Origin of the sequence: Adhaeretor mobilis (assembly GCF_007741515.1) — a bacterium.
GTDB classification, from domain to species: domain Bacteria; phylum Planctomycetota; class Planctomycetia; order Pirellulales; family Lacipirellulaceae; genus Adhaeretor; species Adhaeretor mobilis.
In genome coordinates this window covers 3304409-3319007 of sequence record NZ_CP036263.1, presented here as the reverse complement: position 1 = coordinate 3319007, position 14599 = coordinate 3304409, and the positions used below count along the sequence as shown (strand labels likewise).

The following is a 14599-nucleotide window of genomic DNA, read 5'->3' as shown; positions in this document are numbered from 1 at the left end:
TACGCCCCAGCCGCACATGTTGGTAGAGCGTACGTGATTCTGGCCTCCCCATTCAAACCGATCCAATCATCAGAAGAGGATCGCATCCTTTTAGTAGCTTCTCTCGACTTGGCTCGTGAGCCTCATAACATCGAGCTCGTCGCGGTGTTGCCATTTTCCAACTCTTGCTTCTGCGATAGAAAAAACGGCGTCGATACCCAAAACTTTCCGTGTCAAAATCCAGCGTAACGAGCTAGGGTAAATGTTCTACCGCCTAAGCCTTTTGTTTAACCCAACTTCCGCAGCAGTCGACGTTGGTGGTTGGTACCTCAGCGACGCAAGCAGTGACCTGCTTAAGTTCCAAATCCCGAACGGGACCGTGATTGCAGCCGAAGCCTACCTCGTTTTTGATGAGTCGGACTTCAATCCCAATCCCTCTGCTCCCGGACTCAAAGATTTTGCCTTGAGTAACGAAGGAGATCAGGTTTACTTGACTTGGGCAACTGCTGGAGTGATGAAGGGACTCGAAGACATGGTCGATTTCGGCGAGACGCTCACGGGAGAATCGCTCGGTAGACTACCAAACGGCAGCGGTCCTTTAACATCACTTGGTAGCAACTTGCTGAGCAGTGCCAACGTTGTGGCTGACTTCGACAATAGTGGTTCCGTTGATAGTGGCGATCTGGCGGCTTGGCAGGCCGGACTTGGGACGGCCAATGCAAGTCTTACTGACGGCGACGCCAACGGGGATGGCGATGTTGAGGGAGCGGATTTTCTAGCCTGGCAAAGTGAATTTGTGACTAGCAGCTCGATAGGTGCTTTTGTTTCGACAGGGTACGTCGATGAAACGGGTGCCGAACCGCTGCAAGCGTCTCTGCAAGCCGGCCAGGCCAGCAAAGCGGAGCTTGTCGATTTGGTAATCTCCATGCAGGCAGTCAGTAAAACCAGTGAAGGCGCGTTATTTCCGCTAGAGCCCTTCTCGACACCTGAGACAGCCAACCTCGCCACCCCGGAACAGCACCCGCAAACATCGGCTCCTTTGATCAAGGAAGTTGCCTCTACTCCCAAAGAATCTGACGCTGCACCTGCCGAACAGCAATGGCTGACTGAGGAGTTGCTCGAAGAAGTCTTTAGCTAAATCTAGCGCATGGCTGCACCTCAGAATGAGTACCGCTAAACTTCGAGAAACAATGCAATTTCTTGCGAAGGATCGTCACGGTTCAGGGTGACGATAGATCACTTTGAAACAACGTGATTTATCGGATTAGGTCGCGTTGGTAGAACGAGCTGAAAAGGCCGGTGTCGGCGGTGCGAGCCCGTCGCTGTCCACTAGAGTTGGTTAGAAACACCCGCCCGAAAAAGAAAAAACCCGCCGCATCAGCCAGATGCGGCGGGCTTTTCTGTTTTACAACAGTCTACTACTTGTCTCACACCATATCCTTGAGCTTCTTCAAGGGGCGAATCTTGATGACGTTGCGAGCCGGTTTGGCTTTGAACATCTGCTCTTCCTTGGTGAAGGGGTTAATACCCTTGCGTGCAGGAACGGCCGGTTTCTTTTGAACAACAATTTTGCAGAGGCCTGGAAGCGTGAACGACTCAGGACCCTTCTTGCCGAGCGATTTTGCAATTTCATCGCTAAGTGCATCGAACACGGCGGCAACTTCTTTCTTCGAGACGCCTGTGCTCTCAGAAATGTTGTTGAAAATTTCGGTTTTGGTGGGCGGTTTTGCTGCTGCGGCCTTAGCCATTGTGGGAAACCTCCTAAGTAAGTTCTAGTTCGGTAATGGATGGTTCAAGTATGCGGCGAAGCCGCTCATGTACTTCTCGCGACGTGTTTGACTTTAAGTGGTGCTGGCACCCTAATTCAAGGCGCATCCCATTAAAAAACACTAGAAAAACAGGGCCTTTCTCTGTCTTCTCTTGGATCGCCCAGCACTTCAGCATCAATACCCTGTCCATGGGCAGCCGAGGGGCCAAGCAATTGAACCTACTAACGCTAGGTCGTAAACTATGTACTACAAGCACTTTAGAGTGCTTTTCCACATGGTTAATTCCTTACTTTCTCGTCGTTTTTGAGGCTTATTCTGCTTGCCACGCCTACAATGGATAGGCAAAGCCCCTCAGAATTGAAAAAATCCCGTTTTGTTGCTGTTTATTGGCCTCAACGTTATTTCACAGCCCGATTTGCCCCCGCATGATGCGATTTCACCACCAACAGCTTCAGCGACAACAGCCGCCCCGTTGCATCGCCAAGTCGACGCTCGTGCGGCAGGACCTGTGTGCCTTGTTCCTGCTGGCTATGGCCGTGCTGAGTGCTGAGTTGTCGGCCCAACCGGGGCAAATTCAACTGGAGGACTTCAATAACGCGGGTGTTGAGTTGCCGCAAGATCGCAACTTAACTCGCGGTATTCGCAAAGCAAAAGAGAGCCTTGCGAAGGAAGAGTACACACAATCGCTTCGCTTTCTCGATGCGGTTTTAGCAGGCTCATCAGATTATTTTATCGAATCTCAGGACAGTAAAGAGATCGTAGGACTGAAGGACCACGCAGATCAACTACTGAGCTCGCTGCCTGCAGACGGGCGTGAAGCATATTTGGCAACCTACGCACCGACGGCAGAAAGGCGACTGCGAGCAGCCATTGAGTCGGGCGAGCGTGAGGACTTCGCCGAAATCGTGCAACGCTACTACCACACACCATCAGGGTACGAGGCGGCGCTGTTGCTAGCCCAACGCGACACCGATGAAGGCCGAACTCTACTGGCCGCACTAGCTTATCAACGGCTGCTGAACACGCCTGCCGCTGTTCTCCACCTGGGCGCTCCCCTGCACTTGCGCGCAGCCATTTGTTTTATTTCGCTTGGCGATGAAACGGCCGCCCGGGCAGCGCTTGAGCCGCTCAGGCAAATGGTTGGTCGTCGTATTGAAATAGGCGGTTCGCCGACCAAGTTGACCGACGATCGTACCACCGTAGCTTGGGTGAAGCGGGTTCTGGGCACACCAAGACCTGATGTTACAATCGGCCTCGAAGACTGGGCCATGCTGCGGGGTAGTCCGTCCCGAAATGCAGAAAGCCAAGGTGGCTTGCCTCACATGCGTATCCGCTGGAGCGTGCGGTTGCTCTCGCACCCCAGATTAGAGCAAATCTTCGGGAACCTTTTCGCGGAAAAGATGCGGAAGCAAGAGCTCACTCCGGTAGCCGGTTCGCCCTTGGCAGTTGGGAATACCGTCCTCGTGCGTTCGCCCCACTCACTCGTCGCTGTCAACTTCAAGACAGGCAAGCGAGTCTGGCAGGCGGAACCTCAGGGCACCACCGAGATCGAGGAACTGATCGCCGAATCGAATTCAACAGGAGACAAACAACTCGACCCAGAGCCGGCACGTGTCTTCGGCCGAAGCCTCTGGCGTGATCACCTTTACGGTACGATCAATAGCGATGGCCGACGCGTGTTCGTGATCCGTGATCTTACGCCGCTTTCCCAAGACGATGAAGACCCATTCGCCCCAGCGTTTGGTCGGGGCCATCAAGTAAGTGGGGATGTTACAAACCGGCTTTGTGCTTACGATTTGCAAACCCAGGGGAAACTGCTCTGGGAAATTGATTGCGCTGTTGGCAACGGACCGCTGGTTGGTGGGTTCTTCTTGGGTAGTCCTTTATCCTTAGGGGACGATCTCTACGGGCTGATCGAGCTCAGAAACTCGGTCCATCTTTACGCGGTCAAGGCTTCTACGGGCGAAGTCCATGGGCAGCAGCAACTGGTGAACCTCGACCGGGGTATCGGCTTGGATTCCCGTCGTCGACTACTGAGCTCGAGTCCCTCCTACGCATCGGGAATGCTTGTCAGTCCTATCGGTGCCGGTATTGTAATCGGCGTTGATTTGACCAAACACTCACTTGGATGGGCTTATCGCTACGAGGTTGATGAGCTTGCCTCGCCGCGCTACCGTAGGCAAGAGATTCGCCAGGATGCTAACCCTCAAAGCACCTGGACCGACGCTGCTACAATTCTTGCAGCAGGCCGAGTCCTGATCACCCCTCCTGACTCTTCCTCGATCCACTGCATTGATCTGCAATCAGGAAAGCGGATTTGGAAGAAGCCCAAAGGCTCCTCGATCCGTCTAGCCTGCGTTGATTCTGAGCGTGTGCTCCTCGTGGGCCCTAGCGATGTAAAGCTACTTTCCGTCGAAAACGGCAAGCAACTGGGCGAGACGATCAAGTTTCCAGCGGGCACTTCCCCTAGTGGCAGCGGTTTTCTCAGCGATGGTAAGTATTATCTCCCGTTGAGTTCGGCCGAGGTGATTGCGATCGATGTCACTCGCGGTGAGATCGTGGCCCGCTCGACCTCCCGCGATGGCAACGTGCTTGGTAATTTGGTATGTCACCAGGGGGCTGTTCTCTCGTATGACGGACAGTTCTTGCAGCGTTTCGATCAGATTGAAGTACTACGCAAGCAGGCAAACGCTTTGCTCGCGAAGTCGCCACAAGATGTCGAGGCGCTGAGGACTCTTGGCGAGGTCGCGTACAACGAGGGGCGGCTTAGCGAAGCGGTTTCGCTTCTTGAGCGGGCATTCCGGGGGGACGAGGATTCGTACTCAACGAGAGAAATTCTTGTGCAAGCGCTGGTGACCGCCCTAGAAGAAGATTTTGTCACCTACCGCAATCGCATACCCATGTTGGAGAAGTTGCAGGATGGCAGCCCCGATTCACGGGCTCGTTTGCAACGCATCAAAGCGTCCGGACTCACTGAGTCGGGCGAATTGCTGGCTGCTGCCGATTCGTGCCTCGAAATATACAATCTGGGTGTTTCAACGGAGAAACTGTACGATGTTGAAAAGCATCGTAAGGTTGCTGTTCCGCGCTGGATTTCGGGGCAGATGGCAAACATATGGTCACAGGCAGATCCCCAAATTCGTGAGAAACTAGCAGCCAAATTCGCAAATGTGATTCGCTCCGAGTCAGTCCTCGAATCGCAAGGTGCCGACGAAAAACTCGCCTTTTTCGGCAGCATGCTGGATGATACGACCAAACTCAAGTTGACTAAGGTGAAGCTCGAGGAGGGAGAACTGCTCGGTGCTCAAATGAGATTGCAAGAGTTGATGCAATCCTCGCAGCCGGAAGTGCGCGATGAAGCGATTGCTCGCGCTGCTGCACTGTTGCATAGCGTCGGTCAGCACCGCCAAGCGTACGAATACGATCAACTCCTGGCTGGACCACTCGCAAATACCGTCTGCCTCGATGGAAAGACTGGCGCACAGATCGTTGCCGGCTTCTCAGTAGCCGCTCTGCCTGAAGTTGATTGGCCTACTGGCAGAGTGGAGGCGATTTCGCTCACGAGTAGCACCTCGCGTCGTACCAGTCGAAGCCCGCAGTATGGGATTCGCATGGAACAAACTGACGAAGTTCTCGGCGGTTGCCAGATTTCTTTTTCGCGTGTCGGCGAGTTAACGATCAGGGACAGTCTGGGTAAAGAGTTCTTCCGCACAATGATCGAATTGCAACAGCGACAACAGGTAAATTACCGCCAGATTGGCAATATGCATGCAGCTTCGCATGGCAACGTTGTCGTCGTTTCATTTGGCCGCCAGATTGCTGCTTTCAACACATTGGCAGGCAAAGGCAACAATCAGCCAGCTATTCTGTGGCAGAAGAATCTGTCTAGCGAACTTGGGTCTGGCTCGTACCACGCGGCTGCCGGCAAACATGTCACTCGAAAGACAGGCTCCTACCGCGCTAGCCGCTCGACTTGGGACGGCAACTGGATAGGCGTCATTGGCCCCGTCACCGCACACGGTTGTGTCTACCAAGATCAGTCACGGCTGGTTTGTGTCGACCCATTGGACGGTCGCGTGTTGTGGTCGCGCGGCGATGTGCCGGCTGGTTGCGACTTGTTTGGCGATAGCGATCTGTTGTTCGTCACGCCAGAGGGTAGTGCCAGAGCGACCGTTTACAGCATGATCGATGGGCGTGAAATCGACGAGGTCGAAGTACCACCCTGGCACGAGCACCTGACAACCCTCGGGCGGAATGTTATTTCTTGGAGCCAAGATCGAGGTCGGCCGGAGGACCAACGCTGGGAGATTGCTTCGATCGATGCAAGTACTGGTGAGACTCAGTGGAGCTATCTATTTCCTGACAGCACGCGGGTAGATATTGATCGTGGGCGGTTTATTGCAACCGTCACGCCCACCGGCGAAGCGAGAATCATTGACGGCTTGCAAGGAGATGTCCTAGTCGAATCCTCGTTCGGGGTGGCTGAACGTCTCAAGGAAATTCACCTGTCTGTGGGCTCGGCAAGTATGCTTTTGCTCACCAACAGAGTTGAAAATAGCCCCAACAATAGCCCCAACAATCGACGCACCCGACCAATCAATACGACTGACTACGCCATCATCAATGGTCGGGTTGACGCCTTTGATCGCAATACAGGCGAGAGCCTCTGGGCTCGGCCTGCTGAGCTCGATCACCAAGGCTGGTCGGTTACCCAACCTTCCGACTTACCCGTCCTAATGTTCGTTGCAAGTCTTTCACGGCATGATGCCCAAGGAAGCCGGCAAGGTATAACCTTGCTTGCCCTAGATCGGCGCACCGGTGCGAGTTTGTACCGCACGGATGCCTTACCCGGTTCGAGTAGCGGGCACTTCCAACTCCAAGTTTCGGACGAATCGCAACACGTGGTGCAGGCGGAGATGTCCAGTAGATTGGTGCAGTTGCGATTTACAGATAAACCACGCCCCCCGATGCCTCCTGCTATGGCAGAAGTGGAGTCTAGTAACGTCCCCACGGCGGGCGGACTCCAACGGATTCTACAGAAACTGGGCAACGATAAGTAAGAAACCCGCAAATCGTCTGCCCCCGATTCTCAAATCGCCAGAGACCCCCATCATGCAATCCGTTCGCTGTCAGATAGTTCTGGTAACCGTAATCGCTGTACTCTTCGTTGGCCAATGCCATGCGTCGATAGACAACCCGAAGTTGCGTACGACGATCTCTCAGGGGCTCGATTGGCTCGCATTTCAGCAGCAGGCGTCGGGATGCTGGAAGGCTCAACAGCGTTACCCTACGGCAATGACTTCGCTAGCAGGGGTAGCGATACTATGTGAGGGCTCGACCACCACGCAAGGAAAGTACGCAGAGAACCTACGCCGTGCCGTCGATTATCTAGTGAGGCGAACCCGGCAGAATGGTCTGATCGGTGACTCCGACGACGATCGCTATACTTACGGGCATGGCTTTGCCATGTTGTTTCTCTCCCAAGTGCTTGGAGAGGAAGAAGACCTGGAACGCCGCACCGAACTCATTGAAGTACTCACTAAAGCGGTTGAGTTCACCGGTCGGGCTCAAACCAAGGCCGGCGGTTGGGGGTACGTGAGCGCGAAGGATGGTAGCGGCTTCGACGAGGGCTCAACCACCATCACTCAAGTACAAGGCCTGCGCGGGTGTCGCAATGCGGGAATCGCCGTGCCAAAGGAAATTATCGACAAAGCGGTAAAATATATCCACCGTTGCACGCTCAAAGATGGCGCTGTGCAATACAGTTCCAAAGGGGGGGGCGGTCGTCCTGCAATCACTGCCGCCGCTGTCGCCTGCCTGTACAATGCGGGTGAGTACGACGACGAGTACGTTCCTCGGATGGTCAAATATTGCCGAGACCACCTGAGGCCGGACAATCGAGACAGTTTTGGCCATTGGCATTACGCACATTTCTATTACGCTCAGGTACGTTACCGAGAGGGCGGCAAACCATGGAAAGAATACCGCGAGGCCATCGAGAAACGCTTGCTTAATGAAGCGATGACCGTCAGCATTGGCGACAATAAGGCCGCTTCCTGGCAGCAAGGTTATATTGGCCCGGTCTACACGACTTCGCTCAACCTCATTATGCTTCAACTTGAGAAAGCTTCGCTGCCCATTTATCAACGCTAAGATCCTATCCCTGAAAACCTGGTCGTGGGATGGGGTTTCGAGAATTAGAAAACTGAAAAGCTCAATGACAAACTCCTCGGATGATATGGCCGACGGCCAACTAATCGAACAACTCGCCTCAGCCGTCGATCGCATCCGTGAGCAACTCGCCCACGTGATCGTCGGTCAGGATGCCGTGATCGATCAACTGCTTATCAGCCTCTTCAGCCGGGGGCACTGCATGTTGGAGGGCGTCCCTGGGCTGGCGAAAACGCTACTCATCAGCACGCTTGCACGCACGCTCAACCTTTCCTTTAACCGTATCCAGTTCACGCCCGACTTAATGCCTGCCGATATCACCGGCACAGATATCATTGAGGAGAATCGCTCTACGGGGCAACGAGAGATGCGGTTTCTTGAGGGGCCACTCTTCTCCAATATCATTCTTGCCGACGAAATCAATCGCACACCGCCCAAGACGCAAGCCGCACTGCTTGAAGCCATGCAGGAGCGCCAGGTGACGGTCGGCCGCGTGCGTCATCAACTGGCGGACCCATTCTTCGTACTCGCCACTCAAAACCCGATTGAGCAAGAAGGCACGTACCCGCTGCCTGAAGCTCAGCAAGATCGGTTCATGTTTAAGGTGCTAGTCACTTACCCCAGCTTCGATGAGGAGTTCGAGGTTGTGCGCCGTACCACCGGGACACCCGCGGACATGGTGAAACCGGTAGTCTCGCCGGAGGAAATTCTCTCCTTACAAAACATGGTCCGCTTAGTGCCCGTGTCTGACCACGTCATTAAATATGCACTGTCGCTCGTTAGACAAACTCGCGTCGGCGAATCCCACGTGCCAGAGTTTGCGGCCGATCAACTGGCATGGGGGGCCGGACCGCGAGCGGTACAGTTCTTGATCCTTGGGGCGAAAGCTCGCGCATTAATGAACCGTCGCACCAACGTATCGGTCGAAGATGTCCAGGCACTGGCGAAACCGGTACTTCGGCATCGTGTCGTTGTGAACTTCGCCGCAGAGAGTGACGGCGTGAACTCCGACCAAGTCATCGAGCAGTTACTTGAGTCGACGCCCGCGCGAGAGGATGAATTGGCCAATGACGCCCGATTCAAAGCGATTTTTGCATCCTGAGGCGATCCGTCGGATCGGTCGACTGGAGATACGCGCGCGACATATCGTCGAGGGCTTTATGAGCGGTATGCACCGTAGTCCCTACTTCGGCCAGTCGATTGAGTTCCTCCAACATCGCCAGTACTCTCCCGGCGACGATCTACGTCATGTCGATTGGAAGGTCTGGGCCAAACAAGACAAGCTGTACGTTAAACAATTCGAAGAAGACGCCAACATGCGTACAACGCTGCTGGTAGACGTTTCCAAGAGTATGCAGTACGGCTCGGGGCCGCTAAATAAATATGAATACGCTGCCACGGTAGCCGTGAGTCTCGCGTATCTCTTGCTGAAACAGCACGACGCGGTCCAGTGTTTAGCCTTTGACGAGACGATTCGGGCACGCACGCCGCTTCGCAGCAGCAACAATCATCTGCGCGCTATCGTCCAGGCCTTGGACGCCTCAACTCCCGAAAACAAGACCGACCCAGGAGGCATTTTTCGCGAACTTGCGGAGCAAAGCCCCCAGCGCGGCATGATGGTCATCGTGTCGGACTTGCTTGGCGATGTCGAATCGACGCTGCGGGGATTGCGACTCTTGCGGCAGCGTGGGCACGACGTGCTTTTATTGCACATTATGGATGACGACGAACTCGATTTCCCTTTCGACGGTCCTACGCGATTTGAAGGCCTGGAGTTGCCTCGCCACTTCAACTGTAACCCTAGGGCACTGCGAGACGGGTATCTGGAATCGCTCGAGCAGTTCCTCTCCACACTCCGACACGGCTGTGCTCGGGATGCCGTGGACTATTTGCTCGTACGCACGAGCGATCCTCTCGATGCAGCGCTAGCAAAATTCCTCACCCGCCGCATGGCTGCCGGACGAAAGAATTGACGTACCTCTTCCCAACACTGCTGACCTTTGGCTTACCGCTGCTAGCCCTGCCCGTGTTGATCCATTTGATCAACCTGCGCCGCAGGCAACGCGTGGAATGGGCTGCCATGGACTTTCTACTGGAAAGTCAAAAACGCAACAAGAAGTGGGTCGTGCTGCGGCAGCTCTTGCTACTGCTGCTGCGTACTGCCGCGATTGCTCTGGTCGTGGGTATGCTCGCCAGTCCAGTAATTCGCCCTGCTTGGGCGAAGATTTTCGGAGCCGGCATGAAACACCACGTGCTGCTGCTGGATGATAGCTATTCCATGACCGACCAATGGGGAGAAACCTCAGCATTTGAAGAAGCGAAAAAGGCCATTGAGCGGCTACTTTCCCAGTCCAACGCCGCCGACTCGGAACAAGTGGTTACGATCCTACGATTCTCTGAGGCCGAGCGGCTCTCAGTCGGTTCCACTCCCGAAATATATCAGCAAAAACTCAACGCGAAGCTTCTCGAATCGCTGCAAGAAGACTTTGCCGTGTCGCATCCAAACGAGTCCAACGCAGGGCCAGTAGATGCCCTCGAAGCAGCGCTGCGCATGCCTGAGACAGCAGCGGACGAAACGCGGATAGCTTACCTCGTTTCCGATTTTCGAAAACAGCAGTGGCAAGAAGAGACGCAACTCTCGCAACTTGTTCAGCGTTATCGTGCTCAGGTATCTCATTTGCGTTTGATCCAGTGCGTAGGCGAAACACGTGACAATTTGGCTGTCACACGTCTGGAACCAGAGTCAGGCATTCGCGCCACTGGAGTCGAGACGTGGTACGTGGTCGAGGTAGCCAACTATGGCGACACACCCGCCAACGAAGTGACCGTGACCGTACAAGCCGATCGCGACAAACTACCTGCAATTCAACTTGGCACCATTGAAGCGGGTGAAGACGCTTCCCAGCGATTCCGAGTCACGTATGAAACGGCAGGGCCTCACCAACTGACTGCTAGTTTGGAGCCAGATGCTGTCGCACTCGACAACGTCCGTTATTTTGCCGCGCAAGTCCCCAAGACAATTCCACTACTCCTGATTGATAGTTCACCTCGAGGGGACGACGGCTACTTTCTGGAGACCGCGCTGAGCCCAGGCGAAAAAAATCTTGCCGGTTGGAGCCCTCAAATCGAGCGTGCCTCATTCTTGCGACAACACGACCAACTAGACCAATTCGCCGCCATTTTCTTGCTCGATGTGCCGAAGCTCGACCAGACGGAAGTCGACGTGTTGGAGGCGTATGTGGAGCGAGGTGGCGGGCTTGGAATCTTTCTCGGTGAACAAACGCGACGGCAGTTTTACAACGAAAGTCTCTATCGCGACGGGGAAGGCCTACTGCCCGCTCCGTTGGATATTCCCACACAGTTACTCCGAGACTCCGATTCTGCCACAGCCGATGTCGAGGTCAGCGATCACCCTCTGTTCAGCATCTTCAGCGGGCAGCGCAATAGCTTCTTGAAATTAGTGCGAGTGGAGTTCTACTTCGCACTCTTGCCAGAATGGCAACCAGAAGCCGCGCAACCATTGGCTAAACTCCGCAATGGTGCGCCTCTCATTATGGAGAAGGGTTTTGGCGAGGGACGCGTCGTGATGCAGCTTTGTAAACTCTCGCCGAAGTCCACCGACCTAGGCGTGTGGAGTAATTGGGGGCTGAACCCTATGTTCCCGATCTACGCCAACGAATTGGCCGGCTACCTGACCGCAGCAAAGCGACAGTACCATCTGCTAACCTCCGGCGATGTGCTCGAAGTCGTCGTACCCGAATCAGACTACCAAGGAGAGGCAGAAATCATCGCTCCTGATTCGGCAGTGAAGCCGACGGTAATCATAGGCGAGGCGAATGAGCAAAACTTGACCTTCAAGTCCACTAAGCCGACCACGAGTGGCGTCTGGCGATTCGATCTCCAGCCAATAGAAAATCGAGAAGATGTTGCTGCTACGCCTACACGCGTCATCGCTGTGAATGTCCCTCGCGGTGAGGGGGACCTCCACACTCTCCAACGCGGCGATCTGGCGGAGTTGCTTGATGGCATCGACTACGAATTCCTGCTCGCTTCCAGTGTTGCTGAAGGAAATCAAAAGCTAGCGGGGTACCCACTGCGCGATTTACTGTTTTGGGGATTGCTAGCCACGCTTGCTATCGAGCAACTTGTGGCCGTAGCTGCCAGTTATCACGGGCGAGTCGCAACGCGGAGAGCGATCGCATGATCAGCACGACCTCCTACCAGCTCATTGCTGCCACGAGCGACCTGACCACTTATCAGTTGGAACGGCTCGTTGAAGCTGACGACCCTCGCTCGTTTCTCGCTCTGCTGGTCATTGGATTGGTACTCGGCTTGCTTTTTGTTATTTGGCAGTACGGAAGAGAGTCATCCAGCTTGCCGCGCTCGGTGGCAGTGCTGCTTGGGTTCTTGCGGATTGTCGCCATTGCCGGAGCTGTCGTTTTCTTCCTGAAGCCCACTAAACGCACCGACCAAATGATCATCGAGGACTCTCAAGTCACGGTGCTCGTCGATGTGAGCCAAAGTATGGCCGTCGAGGATGAGACCTACGGAGATGGCAAAGGACTGACTCGATCTGAAGCGGTTGCCGACCTGCTCACCGATTCGCAATTGCTCAAAGGCCTCTCAGACCAGCACGATGTCAGCGTCCGCGTGTTCGGAGGATTGACGCGTCGAATAGCTCAGTGGAAGCGGGGCGAATTTACTGCGGAAAAACAATCAGATGGAGACGCAAGAAGCAAGGAGGAGGCCCCCGATTTTACCGAGCAACCTTCGTCCTCTCTCGACTGGAAAACTGAATTGAAGCCGCTGGGCCCGACGACCAATCTCGGCGATGTCCTGGCAGATGCCCTGGAGGATGCCTCACGCAAGCCGTTGGTTGGTGTCGTTGTTATCTCAGATGGGGTTAATAATTCGGGTGTCGCACCGGCGGACCTCACCGAAATGGCCCAAGCCAACGAGGTGCCGATCTACACGGTGGGACTTGGTTCCACACGACCTCGGACCAACCTCCGGCTCCAAGAACTGGCTGCCCCGCCACGAGCCTATCCAGACGACAAAACCAAAGTGCGAGCGATTGTCCACGCTGAGGGCTTTCGCAATCGCTCCTTTACTGTCGAACTGTTTGCCAAACAGGGGGAAGGCAGCCCAGCGACGCTCGTTGGCAAACAGACTCTCGACATTCTTAGCGACGCCCAAACTGAGTCGCTCGAATTCGAGATCCAGCCAACTGAAGTAGGGCGTATCGAATTAGAAGCACGCATCAACGCTCCCACGGACGATCAATACGCAGGCGACAATAGCAAGCGAGCTGAAATCGATGTCATCGAGACGGCTACCCGTGTGTTGCTCGTCGCCAGTGGCGCGACTCGTGAATATCGTTTCTTGAGAAACCAACTGCAACGAGATCGCCATACCACGGTTGACGTATTGCTTCAGCTTTCGACTCTTGGCATCTCGCAAGACGCTGACGAAGTACTTACGGATTTCCCCAGCGAGAAGGCAGACCTATTCGAGTACGATTGCATCGTCGCGTTCGATCCGGATTGGACGCTACTCGATGCGCAGCAAGTACAGCTGTTAGAGAATTGGGTCTCTGAACAGGCTGGTGCTCTGATTCTTATTGCCGGCCCCATTCACACAGCCGCATGGGTACAGAGTCCCGAGCACGCTCCGATTCGGGGGCTCTATCCGATTGAATTCCAGCGACGGCTCACCCTATTGGATGATGGCATCTATGGCTCAACAACGCCTTGGCCGATCGAATTCAGCCGCGCCGGCGAAGAGGCGGGGTTTCTCTCGCTCGCAGACAGTTCCGAGGAGAGCCGCGCTCTCTGGGCAGAGTTTCCCGGCGTGTACGGATGCTATGCCGTGAAGGGCGCCAAACCGGGGGCACAAGTCTACGGCAGATATAGTGACCCTGATGCAGGTATTAGTGTCGAGCGACCGGTCTATATGGCAGAGCAATTCTACGGTTCAGGCCGCGTGTTTTATCTTGGCAGCGGCGAAATGTGGCGGTTGCGTGCAGTGGACCCCGGCTTGTTGGAACGATTCTACACGCAGCTCATCCGTCACACGACCCAAGGGCGGCTCCACCGCGGTTCCTCGCGAGGCATGCTGCTCATCGCTCGCGATGAGTATACCGTCGGAGAAGAGGTCCCCCTGCGTGCTCAACTGCGAACGGCTTCCCAGGAACCTTACTTGGCAAAGCAAGTCGCTCTGCGAGTTACCGACCCCCAAGGGAAATCGCAAACCATGGGTTTGATGGCTGACGAGAATCGCCCTGGGAACTTCCTAGGCCAATTGAGCGTCAACCTTCAGGGCGACTATCGCCTTGAATTGCCTGCGCCCGATTCGGTGGACGAACTAATCACCCGTCGCTTAGGCGTTTCTCTGCCCGATCTAGAATTCGAACAGACGCGGCGCAACGTAGACTTATTAGCAAAACTGGCCGAATCAACCGGCGGACGCTATTACAGTAGCCTGCGCGTTGCTGCCGAAGGGGTAGATGATCTCCGCCCGTTGGGAGACGCTATCGAGAGTCGAGCGGAAACCAAGATCATGCGAGGAAAAGTAAGCAAAAAATACAGCGAGCGAATTCATCTCACACTCCTCGGCGTCATAGCCGGAGCATTGAGCCTCGAGTGGCTATTGCGACGGCTCATGAAACTAGCCTAACCACT

The 14599-nt window shown here is 54.9% G+C and carries 8 protein-coding genes; 7 read left to right on the top strand and 1 reads right to left on the bottom strand.

Features of this window, described 5'->3' with window-relative positions; all coding sequences use genetic code 11:
* Nucleotides 1–241 precede the first annotated feature (241 nt).
* Nucleotides 242–1117, top strand: coding sequence for a lamin tail domain-containing protein (locus HG15A2_RS13085; protein ID WP_145060663.1), 876 nt, complete (start codon nucleotides 242–244; stop codon nucleotides 1115–1117).
* Between the two features lie 289 nt (nucleotides 1118–1406).
* Here HG15A2_RS13085 and HG15A2_RS13080 read toward each other — a convergent pair whose 3' ends face one another.
* Nucleotides 1407–1727, bottom strand: coding sequence for an HU family DNA-binding protein (locus HG15A2_RS13080; RefSeq protein WP_145060662.1), 321 nt, complete (start codon nucleotides 1725–1727; stop codon nucleotides 1407–1409).
* Nucleotides 1728–2173: 446 nt separating this feature from the next.
* Between HG15A2_RS13080 and HG15A2_RS13075 the strand changes: the two genes are divergently transcribed.
* The 6 genes from HG15A2_RS13075 (at nucleotide 2174) to HG15A2_RS13050 (ending at nucleotide 14594) form a co-directional block, all read left to right on the top strand.
* On the top strand, nucleotides 2174–6808 hold the full coding sequence (locus HG15A2_RS13075) for an outer membrane protein assembly factor BamB family protein (protein ID WP_145060661.1): 4635 nt from the start codon (nucleotides 2174–2176) through the stop codon (nucleotides 6806–6808).
* A 52-nt stretch (nucleotides 6809–6860) separates the two neighbouring features.
* Entirely contained in the window at nucleotides 6861–7901 is a 1041-nt protein-coding gene (locus tag HG15A2_RS13070; RefSeq protein ID WP_145060660.1) for a prenyltransferase/squalene oxidase repeat-containing protein, read from the top strand.
* A 64-nt stretch (nucleotides 7902–7965) separates the two neighbouring features.
* On the top strand, nucleotides 7966–9021 hold the full coding sequence (locus HG15A2_RS13065) for an AAA family ATPase (protein ID WP_145060659.1): 1056 nt from the start codon (nucleotides 7966–7968) through the stop codon (nucleotides 9019–9021).
* Nucleotides 8987–9892 carry a DUF58 domain-containing protein gene (locus HG15A2_RS13060; protein WP_145060658.1) on the top strand — a complete coding sequence of 302 codons (906 nt, stop codon included), beginning with the start codon at nucleotides 8987–8989 and terminating at the stop codon, nucleotides 9890–9892. Before HG15A2_RS13065 ends, HG15A2_RS13060 begins: the two co-directional genes overlap by 35 nt.
* Nucleotides 9889–12123 (top strand): BatA domain-containing protein, encoded by a 2235-nt coding sequence (locus HG15A2_RS13055; protein ID WP_145060657.1) that lies wholly within the window; start codon nucleotides 9889–9891, stop codon nucleotides 12121–12123. The genes HG15A2_RS13060 and HG15A2_RS13055 overlap by 4 nt, the downstream gene beginning before the upstream one ends.
* Nucleotides 12120–14594: a hypothetical protein gene (locus tag HG15A2_RS13050; protein WP_145060656.1), complete on the top strand. Its 2475-nt coding sequence runs from the start codon at nucleotides 12120–12122 to the stop codon at nucleotides 14592–14594. Before HG15A2_RS13055 ends, HG15A2_RS13050 begins: the two co-directional genes overlap by 4 nt.
* Nucleotides 14595–14599: the final 5 nt, after the last annotated feature.

Excerpts from the sequence above, each read along its gene's own strand:
- HG15A2_RS13085 (WP_145060663.1), top strand. The coding sequence starts at position 242 with ATGTTCTACCGCCTAAGCCTTTTGTTTAACCCAACTTCCGCAGCAGTC.
- HG15A2_RS13080 (WP_145060662.1), bottom strand. The coding sequence starts at position 1,727 with ATGGCTAAGGCCGCAGCAGCAAAACCGCCCACCAAAACCGAAATTTTC.
- HG15A2_RS13075 (WP_145060661.1), top strand. The coding sequence starts at position 2,174 with ATGATGCGATTTCACCACCAACAGCTTCAGCGACAACAGCCGCCCCGT.
- HG15A2_RS13070 (WP_145060660.1), top strand. The coding sequence starts at position 6,861 with ATGCAATCCGTTCGCTGTCAGATAGTTCTGGTAACCGTAATCGCTGTA.
- HG15A2_RS13065 (WP_145060659.1), top strand. The coding sequence starts at position 7,966 with ATGACAAACTCCTCGGATGATATGGCCGACGGCCAACTAATCGAACAA.
- HG15A2_RS13060 (WP_145060658.1), top strand. The coding sequence starts at position 8,987 with ATGACGCCCGATTCAAAGCGATTTTTGCATCCTGAGGCGATCCGTCGG.
- HG15A2_RS13050 (WP_145060656.1), top strand. The coding sequence starts at position 12,120 with ATGATCAGCACGACCTCCTACCAGCTCATTGCTGCCACGAGCGACCTG.